Genomic DNA, 19240 nt, shown 5'->3' with positions numbered 1-19240 from the left:
GATGATTGAAAGGTTATGGTACGTTCGAATTCAGTTCAAAAAAAAGTAGAAGATGAGCCTAAGTTAAGTTACATGATTGCTCGTGTTGACCGAATTATTAGTAAACATTTAACAGAACATTTAAAAGAGCTTGAGATTACCTTGCCGCAATTTACTGCGCTTTCTGTTTTAGCTTCAAAAAGTAATGTATCCAATGCTAAGCTCGCTGAGCGGTCTTTCATTAAGCCGCAATCGGCCAACAAAATTTTGCAAGATTTACTGGTCAATGGCTGGATTGAGAAAAAACCAGATCCAACACATGGCCGCCGTATTTTAATTACGCTGACTGAAAGCGGTATTGAAAAGCTAAATAAATGTAATGAAGTGGTTTTAAAAGTTGAAGAAAAAATGCTTGAAGGCATCGATATTAACTTAGCTTATTTAATTCGTAATAACCTCGATATTATGGTCAATAATCTTAAAAACCTTTGATGAAAGGTAGTTTGCAATTTAATTTATTAAACGCAGTAAACATGCTTAAGCACTGATTCAAACAGAAAATTGATTTCATTTTACAAATGAACTTGCTAGCATCGAAGTGACGTTTTTGGTGATGTGTGGCAGCGAATGTCTTCAGGACAACAAGTTTTACTTAAACTAAGAAAAATGATTATTTCAGGGGAACTTGAAGGCGGTGCCAGAATTGCCGAAATTCCGACTGCCGAGTTACTTGGTGTTTCAAGGCAGCCTGTTCGTATTGCTTTTAGGTTGCTTGAGCAAGAAGGCCTCCTCATTAAAAACCCAACTCGTGGTTACACGGTTCGTGAAATTTCAGAACAACTGGTTCATGATGCGCTTGAAGTACGCGGTGTGCTGGAAGGATTGGCTGCGAAAACTTTGGCAGAACAAGGCTTAAGCGAAGAGCAGAAAAAGACGCTGCAACATTGCATTCAAGAAACTGAAAAACTATTTAATGATAAAGACGAGTTTGGCGATGTTGAATTAGAACGTTATCACCATTTTAACGTCATTTTTCATGACACGATTATTGAGGGCGCGCAAAACGTTGCACTCATACAAGCCTTAGCAAAAAACAACCAATTGCCGATGGCTTCTGCTCAAGCGATTACCTATGACCAGAACCGAGCTTTGTCAGAATATCGCCGTTTACACTATGCACATTTACAGCATTGCTCGATTTTTGATGCATTGGTCCATCGTCAGGCAGGACGCGCTGAAACCTTAATGCGTGAGCACAGTAGCGTGGTAATTTTAGGTGAAACGCTAAGAAATATTCTCAGCGCTTAAGCTGAAATAAGTTCCTTTATTTCTGAATAAAGGAACTTAAATATTAAAGTTCAATCACAAGATTTTTAGTTTTTGCACGAGAACAGCAGGGCGTAAATTGGTCGTTCAAAGCATGTTCCTCATCGGTCATAAACATATCTCGATGATCAGGAGTGCCTTCTACTACGCGGGTAATACAGGTCCCGCAAATACCTTGTTCACATGAAACTGGGATATCAAAACCATTTGCAATTAATGCCTCAGTAGCAGTTTGCTCTGGTAATACTTCAATTCGACGGCCCGTACCTTTAACTTCAATGGTAAAAGCTTCATCGTTAGATGTATCTACTTTTTGAGCGACAAAATGCTCTTGATGTAACTGTTCGCTGTGCCAGTCAGCTTGTTCGGCTGAGCTCATGACAAACTGCATAAACCCTGTAGGCCCACATACATATAAGTGTCTATTTGGTGAAGCTTGGCCCAAAACCTCTGCCATATTACATTCAGTGTCCGGTTGATCTTGAATATGAAAATGAACTTGGTCACCAAAGTGCTCGGTCAAGTTGCCATAGAAGGCAATCATTTCATGACTACGAACAAAGTAGTGCAATTCGAAAGGTATATTGGCCGACTTAAGTCGATACGCCATCGATAAAATAGGGGTAATACCAATACCACCTGCAAATAAAACTGCCTGTTTTGTCTGAGGGTGAATCTCAAATAAATTACGTGGTTCACCAATCTTTAAATGATCGCCTTCACGATATTCAGTGTGGATGCAACGTGAACCACCGCGTGAATTGGCATCATGTAAAACACCAATGACATAACGATGCTTTTCACTGCAACAATTTGAAAGTGAATATTGGCGGGTGAGACCGTTTTTAAGATGCACATCAATATGTGCACCTGCCTCAAAATTCGGTAGCGCTGTGCCATTTGCCGAGACTAATTCAAAAGCACGAATGGTCGGGGTAAGCTGGTGAATTTTTTGAATAATAACGTCCATGTTCATACTCCTTTAAATAATCCGAATGTTTGGAAACTTCTGTGCGGATGTTTCAGGAGGTGTTTTATTTTCTTCGGCAAGCAGTCGCTCAATCACCTTACGAGACTGTACACCGCCTGCGTCGATGTTGAGCATTAGTAACTTGCGATGTGGATTGTTTAAAATATTTTGCTGCTGTTGCTCAAGCATTTCTAAATCTTCAGTAAAGATTTTGCCTTGGCCTTCACGAATTTGATCGGTGAGTTCAGCATTGTCAGGTTGGAAGTTACGTGCCATTCCCCAGAAATACCAGTGAGAGGTTTCGGTTTCTGGCGTAATAAAATCGACCACGATTGAGGAAACTTTTTTGTCACTTGGTGCGTGATAACCACCATGTCCAGCATGTGCTACACCTACTTCAATATGGACATTGCTTGGAGCAAAGAAGTGACAACGTTGCCAACGGTCAACAGGTACATCATCTGCTAAGTGGTTACCACGAAGAGCCATTTGCCAAAATGGAGGTGCGATCACATTTTCCATGTAGCGTTCGGTAATGACATGATCACCATCAACTTTAGTGACTGGTAATGATTCATCAATTTCTTTTTGTCCGATGCTGCTTGAGTGAACATAGGTCTCGTGGGTTAAATCCATCAGGTTATCGACCATCAATCGATAGTCACACTGAATATGAAATAGGCCTCCGCCATAGCTCCATTCAGGATGATCTGCCCATTCTAAAGTTGGCATTTTTGCTTCATCTGCTAAAGCTTTTTCACCTGGCCATACCCAAATAAAGCCGAACTTTTCAACAACTGCATATGCTTTGTTGCAAGGGAAACCGTTTACACGTTGAGCTGGCATTGAAACAGTTTTTCCGTCACAGCCCATAACTAAGCCATGATAGCCACACACAAGGTTGCCATCTTCGACATAACCAAGTGAAAGTGGGGCGCCGCGATGGGGGCAAAAATCTTCAACGGCTGCGACTTGGTTTTCTTTGCTACGATAAAAAACGATTTTTTCACCACAGATGGTGCGACCTAATGGTTTGTCTTGGATTTCTTCTGGACGGCAGGCAACATACCAAGCATTTTTAATAAACATTGTGACGACTCCTTATCACTTATTGGATCCAATTTATAATAAATAAAAATATTGGTCAATTGATAAGCAGTATATTTTTTAAAAATATTGATCTTTAGGTTTGGTTTTTTTGTAGATTTTTAATTGCTATTAAAGACTTTTGTATTTACTTTGAATTTTAGAGGCTAAATTTTTATTCATCTTAATTTGGATCCATAATGGCGGTAGTTAAGCCATTATGGAGTGTGAAAATTTAGAAATTAACCGTGTAGTGAAGCATCATGCGCTGTTCATCTAGACTTTTGCCATGTTTGGTATCGTAATTAATATTTAAGAACAGAAACTTAAGATTTTTAATCCAAGCATTTAGGTCGTACTGAATCAACACATCACTTTCTTGCTCAAAATCATTTTGATTCATGGTTTGAAATGAATCGCCATAAATATATTTATAGGTCACTTTTAGACCCTTGATATAGTCTTTAAAGTCATACGAGGCAACGAAATGATACGACTTTTCATCTGCTTTGGTAAACGCACCTAAGGTCCAGTTCACCATATGGGGGATGGGCATATTGTCGAGTTTTGGAATACCATCTTTGCCAAAGTTTTCTTGGTAGCCAATTCCAGTTGTAAAGTTGCCATGTTTGATGAAATGCATAGCGCCTACAGATGTATTGTCATATTCTCCAAGTTTTGATTTACCAACATCATCGTGGCGAAACACACGTAATTTTGTAGTGTGCTGCTTTGACCATTGATAATCAAAGGCAAAGTAACTTTGATTGATGAGATCTGTTAAGTAACCATTATAAAATTTCCAATGGTATCGAGGTGTTTTGCCATCCCATTGAAAGAAATAGAGTCCGTCAGATTCATATTTTGAAATGGCGAGTTTGTGGTAGTCCTCCTCATTTTTTGGTGAATAACGGTTAATCAAACCCAGCTCGAAATTTTGTTGCGGTGTCTTATATTTTAATTCCAAGCCTTTATAGTTCACTCGTAATTGATGTGTATCCACTTGTGGAGTCAGTGGTGAATTAGGAGTGATTTCACCTACATTCATGCGAAAGTTTTGATATTCAACTCCAGCACCTAAGCCATATTTAACTTGGTCTTGTGCTTGTTTCTTGGTGTTAGGGTCAAAGGGTATGACCATATCATTAGTGTGTTGGTCGTGACTTAGGCGATAAGCATATTGGATGCTAGGATTGAGGTGTAGTTGAACCTCATTCAGTTTGGTTGACCAGTCGCCACGATAAATCAAGCCTTGGCTCAAGCTATGAGTATCGGGGCTAGTGCCATTTTCATATTGTCTGTCGAAGTTAAATGTTTTTAGTGTGAGTGTATTTTGCAAATTAACATCTACTTCACTATGAGCTAAACAGCAGGCAAGGGTTGTCCCTGAGAATAAAATCCCATAAATAAAAATATGCTTCATTTTTAAATCCGTTTAAAAGCGTTTTACTGTTCTAAATCCGACATGGCTGGTGGCAAGGTCGAGTTCCTGTGGATGCCTCGCGGCAGCACGATAACGCGCGCAATAGTTGGTTGCGCATAAATAAGACCCACCTTTAATCGTGTATTGCAAAATCTGTTCGTGACTTTGCCGATATTTTGATGGATCTCCCATATGGTGATCTCGTGGCCCTGTATAGGGTGTTTGCGTCCATTCCCATACATTGCCAATCAAGTCATACAAACCAAAGGGGTTTTTACTAAAACAACCGACAGGGGCAACATCCTTAAAACCATCTTCCTGAATGTTTTTATAAGGAAATTCGCCTTGCCAGAAATTGGCTACAATATGGCCTTCGTGGGTCGGGCCAATATCGGAATTTTGTTGAAAACCTTTGGCTGCATATTCCCACTCAAGCTCAGTCGGTAAGTCATGACCTAGCCAGTTCGCATAAGCATAGGCATCATTCCATGTCACCATGCGAACAGGCTCATGAGGCGTAGGTTGTTTAGGGTTGTTTGGGCCCCATGGATGTTTCCAATTGGCCCCTTTTTCAAATTTCCACCACTGTAATTCTTCAACTGGATGCTCAGGTTGTGCAAACATGGCCGCACCGCCTTGCTTCTCTGCATCGGTGACATAACCCGTTTGTTTAACAAACTCTTGAAATTGAGCATTGGTGACTTCAGTTGCATCAATTAAAAAAGCGGGAACTGAAGTTGCCTGTAAGTTTAATGGGCGTTCATCTTCATAACCTTGTGTGGTGCCTAAAACAATTTTTCCTTGCGGAAGTTTAACCATGCCTGCTTCTTTATTGTTAGGCCATCCCGAAGGAAGGCCTGAATAGGAAGAACATTTAGCTTTAGTGCCTAGGTCGGGCAAAGGATTTTGTTCTAGTCGAGGTGTAGTTTTTTGGCATGCACAAAGTAAGAGGAAAGATGAAAGCATTATGATTTGTTTCATCTGGTTTTCTCTACTTTTTGTTGTATTGCTCAAAATCCACAACGCCGTTTTCATCGGCATATCTTAAATATTTGTCATTTAAGACTTTGACTATTTCGGGATGTTCTGCATAAACATTATGTTGCTCATTAAAATCTGTTTTTAAATTGTAGAGTTCCCAGCCATGACTCTTAAATTTAGAAGGTGAGTTTTCAACAAGTTTCCATTCATCAGTTTTGGCGTAGCGGCTGCCATGTAATTCTTTGAAGTCATAATAATTAACAGGGCGAATACGGGCTGTATTGTCTTTAAAAGCAGGAATTAGGCTAAAACCAGAGGGTTTAATTTTAGTGCTTGAAGCTGGATAGATTTGATTATTTTGAATACCCGCTAGTTCCATAACGGTTGGGAATATATCTCTGACTGTCGCAAAGTTATTGTTAATTCCATGTTGTTTAGAAACCTGAGTTGGTGATTTAACAATAAATGGAACTCGAACTCCGCCTTCTGAAGCGGCTGATTTCCAGTAAGTAAATGGCGTACTGCTGACTTCGGCCCAGCGTGGTCCCATGTATAGATATGAGCTAGCGTTACCTATATTTTCATAGCGATTGTCGGCATCACCCATTGGGAAATTATGATCACCACCCTCAGCGCCGTTATCTGACATAAATACAATTAAAGTATTGTCATATAAATGATGCTTTTTAAGATATTGAATGACATCACCCACGCGGTCGTCTAACTGGGTGACCATGCCCGCATAAACTTCCATTTTGCGCGCTTCGTATTTGCGCTCTTGTGGTGTAAGTTCATTCCAGCTTTTGATGCCTAAAGCTTGGTTGCCACGCTCGACTGGGTATTCTGCATTTGCAGGAATTAATCCTAGTTGCTTTTGTCTCTCAAAGCGTTGCTTACGAATTGCATCGTAGCCTTGATCGTATTTACCTTTATATAAGTCTCTATAGTGAGCAGGCGCCTGTATTGGCCAATGTGGAGCGGTATAGGCTAAGTAAGCAAAAAATGGTTTTTGCGCTTTATTTTTGTCTAAGTACTCAAACGCTTTTTGTGTAAAAAAGTCGGTCGAATAGTAGTTGTCAGGCAAAGTGGTCTTTTGACCATTTTCAGTGTATTGGGTGTTGCGCGGATAGTTTTTAGGTTGGTCTTTAAAGTGTAAATCGAAGCCATCGAGCAGAGCAAAAGATTGATCAAAGCCACGGGATTTAGGGTTTTGGTTGGGAGCATAGCCTAAGTGCCATTTACCGACCATGAAGGTGTAATAATCTTTAGTCTTTAAAATTTCTGCGAGTGTGTAAGCATTTTGCGTTAAATGACCTGAATAGCCATCAATTTTGAGGAGTGCACGCGGGCTATCGGCGCCAACCAATTTTTCTTGTCGTTTTGATGTTTCATACATCGCACCTAAACCTACCAAGTGGTTATCTGCACCAGTCATAAGCTGTGCACGAGTAGGTGAACACATTGATGAAGCATGAAAATTAAAAAGCATTTTTCCTTGCTTTAATAGACTATCAATATGAGGGGTTTTAATTTCGCCACCATAAGCACTGATATCTGAGAATCCAAGATCATCGGCCAAAATAATCATGATGTTAGGTGGTTGTTGATTTTTTGGAGGTGCTGCTTGCGCTGTGTAAAACAACTGGCTGGCAAAAAAAAGTCCCAATGTAAGCTGACTTACTCTTTTGAGTTTCATAACAACAATCCTTTGATGTTTCATAAATGCATCTTGCATTTCCTGGAAATAAACTGAGCTTTTTTTGGCTAAAAAATGCTCTGGAATCGATCATAATGGATTTTTTAATATGGATCCATAAAAATATTTAAGCATTCTAATTTTATGTTTTTAATAATTTTATACTTATATAATTTATGTGTTTATATACTTTTTAATAATCCATTTATAATTTTAGTTGATTTTTTGGATCCAAATATTCAGTATAGAAAAAGAGCAGGATGCTCAAAAAACAAATATTCCTCTAGGTCATTATGGATACGGATGTGCATAACCACCCAATCGCTTATATCAGCAATGTCGTGTGTATGTCTTATCCAAGGGAGATACACAAATGGAAAGAGACGTTCTAAGTGAGATCAATCAAAACAACATGAGCCGCTACCAATGGTTCGTTATTCTGATCTGTATTTGTCTCAATATTATTGATGGCTTTGACGTGATGGTAATGGCATTTACTGCTCCATCTGTTTCGGCAGAATGGTCACTTTCAGGGGCGCAAATTGGCTTATTGCTTAGTTCAGGTCTTTTTGGGATGGCTGCCGGTTCCATTTTTCTCGCGCCTTTAGCCGATAAAATCGGTCGTCGTTTACTCATCTTAGTTTGTCTTGTCATTGCAGGTCTGAGCATGTTGGGCTGTGCTTTTGTACAAAGCCACGGCATGTTAGCCGCACTTCGGTTTATTACTGGAATTGGGGTGGGTGGCATCCTTGCGAGTAGTAATGTATTGGCGAGTGAATATGCCAATGCTCGCTTGCGCAGTCTTGCTGTGAGCTTAATGTCTACTGGTTATGGAATTGGCGCGACACTGGGCGGGGTACTATCACTTGCATTGATTGAGCACTTAGGTTGGCGCTCAATCTTTTTAGCAGGTGGGATTACAACCATTGTAATGCTGCTAATTAGCGCATGGTTATTACCAGAATCTTTAGATTACTTACTCGCGAAGCGACCAAAACAGGCACTAGAACGAATTAATGCAACTGTAAGTCGTATGGGACTAAACGAATTACCAGTTATGCCGCGTTATGAAAAAATCAGCACGCAAAATGGCAGTGAACTGGGCAAATTATTTGCTGGACAACTTGGATTTCAAACGTTTTGTTTGTGGTTTGCATTCTTTTTGGTGATGTTTGGCTTTTACTTTGTGATGAGCTGGACACCAAAAATTCTTATTTCAATGGGGATGTCGCCACACCAAGGTGTAAGTACTGGCATTTTAATTAGTATTGGCGGGATTTTCGGGGCAGCCATTATTGGTTTATTAGCATCACGCATGAAAATTTTCTATGCCTTAAGTCTATTTTTAGGGCTAACCTCGGCATGTGTTTTCCTATTTGTCGCAGTCTCCGCTCAAATCAGTGTTGCACTCATGGTTGGGTTATTACTTGGCACACTCATCAATGGCTGTGTAGCAGGTTTATATTCTATTTCTCCAACAATTTACGATGCTGAAATTCGTAGTCGCGGCGTGGGCTATGCAATTGGTTTTGGACGAATTGGGGCAATTTTATCGCCAACGGTCGCAGGCATTTTTCTGGATAAAGGTATAGCACCCGCAACACTGTATGCCTATTACGGTGTGGTCTTTATCTTGGCTATTTTCCTGATTTTAAGTTTGGGCAATGCTTTTTACCGCAGTCAAAAAGAGCAAAACTACTCTCTTAAAACAGCACCTTAATCCATTAAAAATTAAATAGTTGAGATAAAAAATGAAAAAGACACCATTATGGGTGGGGGTATGCTTGTGCCCATTATTTAGTCAAGTTGTGCATGCTGAGTTTATTGCAGACAGTAAAGCTGAGCTGACACTGCGTAATTTTTACTTTGACCGAGACTATAAAAAAGACCCATATCCCTATACAGCAGCCAGAGATTGGGCGCAGGGTTTAATTTTTAAAGGACAGTCTGGTTATACTGAAGGTGCGGTTGGGTTCGGTGTTGATGTACTGGCAATGGCAGGTTTTAACCTGATGGGAAGCCGTGCTGATGACTATACGCGTAGTGGCTTATTACCAGTGAATACCGATAACTCACGTGATGATTATTATGGAAAAATCGGCATTACAGGGAAGGCTAAATTTAGAAAAAATGAGCTTTTTGTGGGGGATCTGGTTCCACAATTACCGACCATATTTTCATCGCCAGCGCGTTTGTTCCCTCAGACTTATCGCGGTATCCGCTTTGTTTCAAATGAAATTCCAAACCTTCAACTCGAAGGGTTTTATGTCGACGAAGTGCGTCAACGTGACTCAATCCGTTATACCGATGTTGGAACAGACAATATCAACCATCGTTTTGACAAAGCGGCAACTACTGATTCTTTTTATACATTAGGTGGAAGCTATCAGTTAAAGGATTATCGTCTACGGGCTTATCATGCTGAACTCAAAGACATTTACCAACAACAGTTTTTAGGTTTTAACGGCAAACAACCTTTAAATGATCAGCTTAATTTTTTAAGCGACGTGCGTTTTTTTAATAGCGAAGAAACTGGAAGCAAAAAAATTGGAGAAGTTGATAACCGACATATTAGTGGCTTATTTGGTTTGAACTATCAAAACCATACAGTTTCTTTGGGCTACATGCAGTCGTTTGGCTCGACTGGTCTGCCATTTTTGTCGGGAACTGAAAGTCCAGTCGTGCTTGATTTTATGAGTTCGGACTACTCAAATAAAGACGAAAAAGTCTATTCGATTCGTTATGAATATGACTTTAAAAATGCGCGGGTAGGTGATGTTTCATTAAACGGACTGCGTTTTATGACTCGCTATGCAAAAGGTGAAGACATTGATTTATTGCAATATGGCGATCAGCGTTTTAAAGAGGAGTCGATGGAATTTGATTTGGGCTATAAAATTCCTGAAGGTAAGCTAAAAGGATTGGGAATGCGAGCCCGTTTTTCTCACTACCGCAACGATATGCCAACGAATATGACCTTTCACTCGACAAATGAAACGCGGTTAAATGTCGATTACACCTTTAAATTTTAATGTTCAATATTTATTAAATTAAAGACAAGTTAAAACATTGTGAGCAGCAATGTTTTAACTTTAGTTATCAACTGCACAAAATCCCTCTATAATACCGCCAATCTTATTAAAGCCAATTGAGTCTCTCATTAAACATATGGCTTTAATCTCTCATTTTTTTAAGTCAATTTCTTCGCTGTGATTCGGCTTATTTTTCAATATTTAGAATTTTATGTGTCTGTGCTGACACATAAAAATATTTAGGTGCCAGCATGGAAATCAAGGTTAATTATCTCGACAATCTTCGACAGGAAGCTAAGTTCGATGACTTTACGGTAATTGCCGATCAACCAATTCGCTATAAGGGTGACGGTTCGGCACCGGGCCCATTTGACTACTTTTTAGCATCATCAGCATTGTGCGCAGCGTACTTTGTAAAAGTGTATTGTGCCGCTCGAGATATCCCAACCGATAATATTCGTTTATCGCAAAATAATATTGTTGATCCTGAAAACCGCTATAAGCAAACCTTTAAAATTCAAATTGAATTACCAGCCGATATTTCAGAGAAAGATCGCCAAGGGATTTTACGTTCGATTGACCGTTGTACTGTTAAAAAAGTGATTCAAACGGGTCCTGAATTTATTATTGAAGAAGTTGAAAGCATCGACGCAGATGCACAAGCATTGTTATTGCCAAGCTTAACTTCAGAAAGCCATACTTTTATTCAAGGCAAAGACCTGCCGTTAGAAGAAACCATTGCCAATATGTCTGCTATTTTGGCAAATTTGGGCATGAAGATCGAAATCGCATCTTGGCGTAATATTGTCCCGAATGTATGGTCGTTACACATTCGTGATGCACAGTCTCCGATGTGTTTTACCAATGGTAAAGGTGCTACCAAAGAAAGTGCTTTAGCATCTGCATTAGGCGAGTTCATTGAGCGTTTAAACTGTAACTTCTTCTATAACGACCAGTTCTGGGGTGAAGAAATTGCTAATGCTGAATTTGTGCATTATCCAGATGAAAAATGGTTTAAACCGGGTCCAAATGGTGAGTTGCCTAAAGAAATCTTAGATGAATACTGTCTTGAGATTTATAACCCAGATGATGAGTTACTTGGCACACATTTATATGACACCAACTCAGGCAACGTAGAGCGCGGCATTTGCTCGTTACCTTTTGTACGCCAGTCTGACGATGAAGTTGTATATTTCCCATCAAATTTAATTGAAAACTTATACTTAAGTAATGGTATGAGTGCTGGGAACACTTTGGCAGAAGCCCAAGTTCAATGCTTGTCAGAAATTTTTGAACGTGCTGTAAAACGTGAAATTTTAGAAGGTGAAATTGCACTTCCAGATGTTCCTGAAGACGTATTAGCAAAATACCCAAGTATTGTTGCTGGTATTAAAGGCTTAGAAGAGCAAGGTTTCCCTGTATTAGTGAAAGATGCATCGTTAGGCGGTCAGTTCCCTGTAATGTGTGTGACTTTAATGAACCCACGTACGGGTGGGGTGTTTGCATCTTTCGGTGCGCATCCAAGTTTTGAAGTTGCATTGGAACGCAGTCTGACTGAATTACTTCAAGGCCGTAGTTTTGAAGGCTTAAATGATTTACCGCAACCGACTTTCCAAAGTAATGCGGTCACTGAGCCGAACAACTTTGTTGAGCACTTTATTGACTCAAGCGGTTTGGTTTCTTGGCGCTTCTTTAGCTCTAAATCTGATTATGACTTTGTTGAATGGGATTTCTCTGGCGAAGGCGAAGAGTCGAATGCAGAAGAAGCTGCAACATTGTTCGGCATTCTTGAAGAGATGGGTAAAGAAGTATATATGGCAGTCTATGAGCACTTAGGTGCGACCGCTTGCCGTATTTTAGTACCAGATTATTCGGAAATTTATCTCGTTGAAGATTTGATTTGGGACAACACCAATAAAGCACTTTCATTCCGTGAAGATATTCTAAATCTGCATCGTTTGGATGATGAGCAGCTTGAGGCATTGGTTGAGCGCTTAGAGGAATGCGAGTTAGACGATTACACTGAAATCACCACACTCATTGGCATCGAGTTTGATGACAATACAGTTTGGGGTCAACTCACTATCTTAGAATTGAAATTGCTAATTTATGTTGCTTTACAACAATTTGAAGAAGCAAAAGAGCTCGTCGAAACTTACTTGCAATATAACACCAACACCGTTGAGCGTGGCTTGTTCTATCAGTGCATGAATGTGGTGCTGGAAGTAATGTTAGATGAAGAACTAGAGCTTGAAGACTACCTTACGAATTTCCGTCGTATGTTTGGTGATACACGAATGGATGCGGTATTAGGTTCTGTAGAGGGTAGTGTTCGTTTCTATGGTTTAACACCAACAAGCATGAAACTAGAAGGACTTGATCGCCATTTACGTCTGATCGAGAGCTATAAAAAATTGCATGCAGCTCGCGCGAAAGCCGTGGCGATGTAATTTAAAAAGCGAAATAAAAAAGCCTATTTTTAAATAGGCTTTTTTATAAAACAACTTGCTAGTTTAAGCAGAGGCTTTTGTGATCTCTACAGTTTGTGTAGTTGTTAGATGATCTTGTTGCTCATCCAAAGTGTGTTTAGCTGGAATATAAGACATTGCGCGTTCTGCAAGAGCTGTAATGGTGAGACTTGGGTTAACGCCCAAATTGGCACCTAACATTGAACCATCCACAACGTATAAGTTTTTATAGTTAAACACGCGGTTTTGTCCATCTACCACGCCGCGCTCTGGGCTTGAAGCAATTGCGCAACCACCCATACAGTGGGCTGTAAAAGGTACATTAAACAAAATTTCGGTAATGGTCGTCATTGGGTGGCCATTAAACATTTTGGCAACTTTTTCGGTAAATGCATTGGCCTGTGGAATATACACAGGTAGCTTTTTACCTTCGCTCGATAACACCTTGCCAAAAGGCCAGAACCAATTACGTTTCAAGCGCATGTTAATGGAGGCATCTGCGGTTTGCATCACCAAGAAAATTAAAGTTTGGCGTGCAAAACTGACAGGATTACTCATGCGAAGGAAAATAAATGGATGGCAAATGAGTGCCCATAACCAAAAGAAAATACGCGTCCAACCCGGTTTACCTTTAGCCATGTAAGTACACATAAGGCCCATGGCATCTGAACCAGTTTGGTAACGCGTCGCTTCAATGTGAGTGTCATGGTCAAGGTAAATACTTGAACCAATGGCAACACCTTTACTCATGTCGACATCTTTACCAAAAAAGCGAACGCCTAAAATTGACTCAGCATTAGTACGAACCCGATTGCCCAAATCATCAGAAACATTTGGCAGAGAACCAGACTGTTTTAAACGGAACAGCATTTCTTGCGTACCTAAAGACGATGCCGAAAAAATCACATTTCGAACACGCCATGTACGGCGTTGTTTATTAAACCATGAGCTTGAACATTCAGTCGTAACTTCATAGCCATCGCTGCCATCGGCTTTACCATTGAGTGGTTTAACATCAACGACTTTGGTTTCTTCGTAAACCTTGGCGCCATTTTTTTCGGCAAAGTACAAATAGTTTTTATCTAAGGTATTTTTTGCGTTGTGTTTACAACCCGTCATACAGCCGCCACATGCCGTACAAGTTCCGCGGTCTGGACCTTCACCGTTAAAGTACGGGTCAGGGTAGGTCTTGCCACCTTCTTCACCTTCGGGTGGAAAAAACGTTGCAACACGAGTGGGCTTAAACGTATGTCCAACCCCAACTGCATCGCCCATTTTTTTGAGCATGTGGTCGGCAGGACCGAAAATTTTATTATCCGTCACCCCAAGCATACGTTCTGCTTCAGCATAATGCTGTGGCATTTCATTTTTCCAGTCCGCTGCATCTGCCCACGTGCCTTCATCCCAAATATGTTCAGGTGGAACAAGTAGGGTATTGGCGTAGGTGATTGAACCGCCACCTACAGCATTACCGCAAATAATGGTGACATGGCGAAAAAAACGCATGTTGAAATAACCGAAAAGTTTCATGCCCGGGCGCCAAATCCAACGACGGGTATTCCAGTTATTTTTAGCAAAATCTTTAGCTTCCCAGCGTCGCCCCATTTCCATTACAGCAACAGAGTAGCCCTTTTCGGTTAGACGGCAGGCAGAAACACTACCACCAAAGCCTGAACCAATAATGAGGTAATCATAGTCATAATTGTTTGTTGTCATGCCGAGGACTCCTCTCTGGCGATATTTTTATATTGACTGTGTATGTTTATCAATGAATTGCCCAATGCGCTCAATCGAGTCATTAGATTCATTTAGTATACCCGCGTGGAACTGAAAAACATGTCCGACTCGGTCATAAACCTTCAAATTCGTCGGAATACCATACTTTTCGGTTTGTTTAGCAAGCCGTTTTGCATCGTCTAATAATACTTCTTCGGTACCGACATGAATTAAAACAGGTGGTAATCCAGTTAAGTCGGCATAGAGTGGGGAACAGGTTGGATCGTTTGTCGATTTTTGTCCGCAATAGTTTTTTGCACACCAAACTAACCAGTCTTCTGACAGCATTGCATCTTGAGCTGCATGAGTTTTCATCGTGCTTCCAGAGAGGCTTAAGTCAACCCAAGGTGAAAGTAAAACTAATGCTGCTGGTAACGGTAACCCTGCGTCCCGTATCGCAATTGCAGTACTTAAACTCAGGCCACCGCCAGCAGAGTCGCCAGCGATCACGAGTTTTTTCGGGTCTTGTCCTTGAGCAAGTAAAGCTTTATAGACTGTAATTACATCTTCAATAGCAGCAGGGCTTGTGTGCTCTGGGGCTAGGCGATATTCAGGTAACCAGACTTGTGCTTGAGCTGCATGTCCGATTTGAGCAGCAAGCTTAGTGTGACTTTTTGAGCTACCCACCACATAGCCTCCGCCATGTAAATACAAGATGCCGAGGCCTGATTGAGTCGTTTTGGGCTGAATATGAACTGTCGGTACTTGATCAATTGTTTGCTTTTTTGTTTTATAGCCACGTGGCCCAAGCACAATTGCACTGGCTGCATCGCTACAAAAACGTTGTAGCTTAAGTGGTGTTTTAGGGGATAAAGCTGGACGTAGCGTGGTACGAATAGTCCATGCAAGAAGCTGCTTCATAATAAGAACTCATACTAGAGCTTGTTATTTATTGATCAGCATCTCTTAAAATAAAGAGTATGCTGACCACTGTTTTTATTTTGCTGATTTGTTGAGTAGACGAGTTTGCAAGGCAGTCGCGGTTGCAAAAATCTTTTGATAACCCTGAGGAAGAATACGTTGAATCACATCAACGGCTTTCGCATCGGCTCCAATGAGTAAGCGGCGACGGTCTTTACGAACAGCTTCTAAAATTTGTTGAGCGGCATCGTCAGCAGGGGTGCGAAGTAATTTATCGAAAGCATCCTGACTTTTTAAAGGATCCATTCCTAAAGACTGGACGCTATTATTCATGCGGGCAGCTTTGGCAATATTGGTACGAATACCACCCGGATGCACACAAGTCGCACTCACTCCAGCATTTTGTAGATCGAGTTCTTGGCGTAGGGATTCAGTGAAGCCACGAACGGCAAATTTACTAGCGTTATAAGCACTTTGAGTTGGTTGAGCTGTTAAGCCAAACATACTGGAAATATTAATAATATGCCCATCACCACTTTGCTTTAAGTAAGGTAAAAATTCTTTGGTGCCATAAACCACGCCCCAAAAATTAATACCAATCAGCCATTCAAGATCTTCATAGCTCACACCTTCAGCCGTACTGCCTATTGCGACACCTGCATTATTAAAAATCAAATTAACTTGGCCATGTTCATCTACAACTGCCTTTGCCCAAGTTGCAACTTCATCACGCTTAGCCACATCGACTTTTTGTGTGGTTACTTTGACTGAATAAGGCGTTAACAGCTCGACTGTTTTAGCTAATCCAGCTTCACTAATATCGGAAAGTGCCAGATGGCAACCTTGTTTTGCGAGTGCAATGGCAATTGCTTGTCCAATACCAGAGCCAGCACCTGTCACAGCTGCGACTTTATTTTTAAAAGACTTCATAAAATTCTCCGTTTATTTTTCTCATTTCCTATGGTGAAGCTTTATTAAGAAATAGCCGAAACCTGAGTGTAGTTTTCAACATCGAAGCGACGAGTGCGTTGTCGATATTCAAGGGTAAAGCCCGGCCAGTTATTGGTATTTTTGCCATCAGCAGTTTGATACCAACTAGTACAACCTTGTGCCCAGACAGTTTTCTTCATTTTTTCTTGAATGCTTTGATTAAACTCATGTTGAACTTCTGTACGAACATTGGTGAACAGAAGTTTATTTTGTAGGGTTGTTTGAATGGCATCTAAAATATAATTCACTTGGCTTTCAATCATATAGACAATTGAGTTGTGCCCAAGATTGGTGTTTGGACCATAAAGCATAAAGAAGTTTGGAAAGCCGCTCACAGTTAAGCCGAGATAAGCTTCTGCACCATCTTTCCATGTGTCTTTTAAGGTGCGACCATCAAGACCTGTAATCTGCATTGGCGCCATAAATTCGGTTGCGGCAAAGCCCGTACCATAAATAATGGTATCGATTTCACGTCGCTTTCCTTCCGTATCTAAAATGCCGTTTTCGGTAATTTCTTGAATGCCAGTATTAATCACATCGACATGAGGTTGAGTCAGTGTTTCATACCAATGGTTAGAGATTAAAATACGTTTACAACCAATTGGATAATCCGGCATTAAACGGTGGCGTAACTTCCCATCTTTAACGACTTTACGGATGTGGCGTTGGAATAAATATTCCACCAAAGGCATTTCATTAAGTGAAGTGGTAAAAGCAAGTAGGCGAATTTCATGGTGTCCATATTGCAAAGCACGGTCCAGACTTTGCAAAATCGGTAATTTGCGGAATGCTTTTTTCTCTAAAGGTTGGTAAACCCGATCTGGTTTTGGAATCACGTAAGGTGCTGAACGTTGATAAACGTCTAGATGTGCTACTTGTTTTGCAATTTCAGGTACAAATTGAATTGCGCTTGCACCTGTACCGATCACTGCAACACGTTTGCCAGTTAAGTCATAATCATGATCCCAACGTGCTGAGTGAAATGCCTTACCTTTAAAGTTTTCAATGCCTTTAAGTTTTGGATAGGCAGGGCGGTTGAGTTGGCCTACAGCACCAACTAAAAATTCAGCTTCAAACTGTTCACCAGTTGTACTTTGAATGTGCCATACGCCTTGCAGCGCATCAAATTCGGCACTGGCTATTTCAGTATTAAATTGAACATGTGGACGAATGTCGTATTTATCGGCACAGTGACGTAAATATTGATAAATCTCTTGAGAGGTACCAAAACGGTTTTTCCAGCCGAGTTCTTGTTCAAAAGAAAAGGAATACAAATGAGAGGGCACATCACAGGCAGCACCCGGATACGTATTGTCACGCCATACACCACCAACATCGGCAGCTTTTTCAAATAGAGTAAATTGTTCAAAACCTGCTTGTTTGAGACGAATGGCAAGTCCTAGACCACCAAAGCCAGTGCCAATGATGGCGATGCGTACATTTTTATTTGAATTAGTCGACGAATTAAACATAGGCTGCTCTAAATCCTTAAAAACAGTGGGCGAAAGAATCGCAATTTCCTGTATGCAGAATAGTCGTTTATTTGCTTGATTTAGAGGATGGATGAGGACAAAATATTGTGATTCGAGGACATTTTGGAAAGTACAGTGACGTACGCTTGGGCATTTGAACGCAGCATACATAGTGTCCGACTCATGGCTGATTTTGCAGTAGAAGCAGGAGCTTCTTATCAGACCATTTTAGATGGAACAGGATTGAGTCAACAGCAGTTGCTTGACCCGAATATGGTGGTGTCAGGGCAACAGGAATTACAGCTCATTCATAATCTGGTTGCACAGTTTCCAGACCGACCAGTGTTGGGCTTAGAAGTAGGTACACGCTATCATTTCACAACATTTGGGCCATTAGGTATGGCGCTGATGAGTAGTGCCAGCATTCGTGAAGCGCTTGATTTAGCTCTCACTTATTTTTCACTTACTTTTGCGTTTACCCGTTTTTTAGTTTCAGATACTGATGCAGGAACACGTGTCGATATTGAAGAGGAAGGAATTCCATCTTTGGTTAGGCAATTTATTATTGAACGCGATGCTGCCGCTCTTATTACGGTGCAACGCGACCTCGTACAAGATAACTTTTGCCAATATTTGGCTTTTTCTTTTGAACCTACAGATCATTTAGAGGCTTATGAAAAATTATTTGGGGTCATGCCTGAATTTGGTTCTAGCAAAAGTTTTGTTCTGCTTGATGCACAGAAAATTAATCAAAAGCTGCAAATGGCAAATGAGCTGGTGCTATATACGGCAGAAGAACAATGTCGACAAATTTTAGATAAGCGTCAAACCCAAAAGAAATTTATTAATTTAGTACAACAGCAATTGATGACTGTGCGAGGTGAAATGCCTTCTATGGAAATCGTAGCTGAACGTTTGCATTTAAATATTCGTACTTTACGCCGTCACTTGGCATCTGAAGGAATGACTTTTATTCAGATTCGTGAAGAAGTCAGACAAGTTCTAGCTGAGCAATATCTAGCTTTGCCTAAAGTATCTATCGAGCAGATTGCTGAGTGGTTAGGCTATGCGGAACCTGCTAGTTTTATTCATGCTTATAAAAGATGGCATGGGAAAACACCTCATGCCATGCGTTTAGTACAAAAATAAAAGATGAAGGGTGCTTTTGCTTTCCCTTCAT

The 19240-nt window shown here is 40.6% G+C and carries 15 protein-coding genes; 6 read left to right on the top strand and 9 right to left on the bottom strand.

Annotated elements, in window-relative coordinates; translation table 11 throughout:
* Positions 1 to 15 precede the first annotated feature (15 nt).
* Entirely contained in the window at positions 16 to 471 is a 456-nt protein-coding gene (locus AC1PJP_RS19420; RefSeq protein ID WP_004702845.1) for a MarR family winged helix-turn-helix transcriptional regulator, read from the top strand.
* A 123-nt stretch (positions 472 to 594) separates the two neighbouring features.
* Entirely contained in the window at positions 595 to 1287 is a 693-nt protein-coding gene (locus AC1PJP_RS19415; RefSeq protein ID WP_192836372.1) for a GntR family transcriptional regulator, read from the top strand.
* A gap of 43 nt (positions 1288 to 1330) precedes the next feature.
* On the opposite strand, the gene AC1PJP_RS19410 is transcribed toward AC1PJP_RS19415, so the two are convergent.
* The 5 genes from AC1PJP_RS19410 to AC1PJP_RS19390 all read right to left on the bottom strand — a co-directional run bounded on the left by AC1PJP_RS19410 (position 1331) and on the right by AC1PJP_RS19390 (position 7461).
* Entirely contained in the window at positions 1331 to 2275 is a 945-nt protein-coding gene (locus tag AC1PJP_RS19410) for a PDR/VanB family oxidoreductase (RefSeq protein ID WP_192836373.1), read from the bottom strand.
* Between the two features lie 12 nt (positions 2276 to 2287).
* Positions 2288 to 3364 carry an aromatic ring-hydroxylating dioxygenase subunit alpha gene (locus tag AC1PJP_RS19405; RefSeq protein ID WP_479768205.1) on the bottom strand — a complete coding sequence of 359 codons (1077 nt, stop codon included), beginning with the start codon at positions 3362 to 3364 and terminating at the stop codon, positions 2288 to 2290.
* 232 nt (positions 3365 to 3596) lie between these two features.
* Positions 3597 to 4784, bottom strand: a complete 1188-nt coding sequence (locus AC1PJP_RS19400) for an OprD family outer membrane porin (RefSeq protein ID WP_479768203.1) — start codon at positions 4782 to 4784, stop codon at positions 3597 to 3599.
* A 12-nt stretch (positions 4785 to 4796) separates the two neighbouring features.
* Complete coding sequence (locus AC1PJP_RS19395; RefSeq protein WP_479768266.1) at positions 4797 to 5750, bottom strand: formylglycine-generating enzyme family protein; 954 nt, start codon at positions 5748 to 5750, stop codon at positions 4797 to 4799.
* A gap of 25 nt (positions 5751 to 5775) precedes the next feature.
* Positions 5776 to 7461, bottom strand: a complete 1686-nt coding sequence (locus AC1PJP_RS19390; RefSeq protein WP_479768202.1) for an arylsulfatase — start codon at positions 7459 to 7461, stop codon at positions 5776 to 5778.
* Positions 7462 to 7834: 373 nt separating this feature from the next.
* Here AC1PJP_RS19390 and AC1PJP_RS19385 point away from each other — a divergent pair, with 373 nt between their 5' ends.
* The 3 genes from AC1PJP_RS19385 (at position 7835) to AC1PJP_RS19375 (ending at position 12943) form a co-directional block, all read left to right on the top strand.
* Positions 7835 to 9181, top strand: coding sequence for an MFS transporter (locus AC1PJP_RS19385; protein ID WP_479768200.1), 1347 nt, complete (start codon positions 7835 to 7837; stop codon positions 9179 to 9181).
* Positions 9182 to 9212: 31 nt separating this feature from the next.
* Positions 9213 to 10493: an OprD family outer membrane porin gene (locus AC1PJP_RS19380; RefSeq protein WP_192836378.1), complete on the top strand. Its 1281-nt coding sequence runs from the start codon at positions 9213 to 9215 to the stop codon at positions 10491 to 10493.
* Between the two features lie 251 nt (positions 10494 to 10744).
* Complete coding sequence (locus AC1PJP_RS19375; RefSeq protein ID WP_144733547.1) at positions 10745 to 12943, top strand: OsmC domain/YcaO domain-containing protein; 2199 nt, start codon at positions 10745 to 10747, stop codon at positions 12941 to 12943.
* A gap of 63 nt (positions 12944 to 13006) precedes the next feature.
* Here AC1PJP_RS19375 and AC1PJP_RS19370 read toward each other — a convergent pair whose 3' ends face one another.
* From AC1PJP_RS19370 to AC1PJP_RS19355, 4 genes are all read right to left on the bottom strand, one after another.
* A complete protein-coding gene (locus AC1PJP_RS19370) occupies positions 13007 to 14677 on the bottom strand; it encodes a GMC family oxidoreductase (RefSeq protein WP_192836379.1) in 1671 nt (556 codons plus the stop codon).
* A gap of 27 nt (positions 14678 to 14704) precedes the next feature.
* A complete protein-coding gene (locus AC1PJP_RS19365; protein ID WP_192836380.1) occupies positions 14705 to 15598 on the bottom strand; it encodes an alpha/beta hydrolase in 894 nt (297 codons plus the stop codon).
* A gap of 75 nt (positions 15599 to 15673) precedes the next feature.
* Entirely contained in the window at positions 15674 to 16528 is an 855-nt protein-coding gene (locus AC1PJP_RS19360; protein WP_057074190.1) for an SDR family NAD(P)-dependent oxidoreductase, read from the bottom strand.
* Between the two features lie 44 nt (positions 16529 to 16572).
* Positions 16573 to 18060 (bottom strand): flavin-containing monooxygenase, encoded by a 1488-nt coding sequence (locus AC1PJP_RS19355; RefSeq protein WP_479768197.1) that lies wholly within the window; start codon positions 18058 to 18060, stop codon positions 16573 to 16575.
* 135 nt (positions 18061 to 18195) lie between these two features.
* Between AC1PJP_RS19355 and AC1PJP_RS19350 the strand changes: the two genes are divergently transcribed.
* A complete protein-coding gene (locus AC1PJP_RS19350) occupies positions 18196 to 19209 on the top strand; it encodes an AraC family transcriptional regulator (RefSeq protein ID WP_035331466.1) in 1014 nt (337 codons plus the stop codon).
* The last annotated feature ends 31 nt before the right edge of the window (positions 19210 to 19240 follow it).

This window comes from Acinetobacter sp. V116_7, from assembly GCF_056735735.1.
This window is presented reverse-complemented; position numbering and strand designations above follow the sequence as displayed.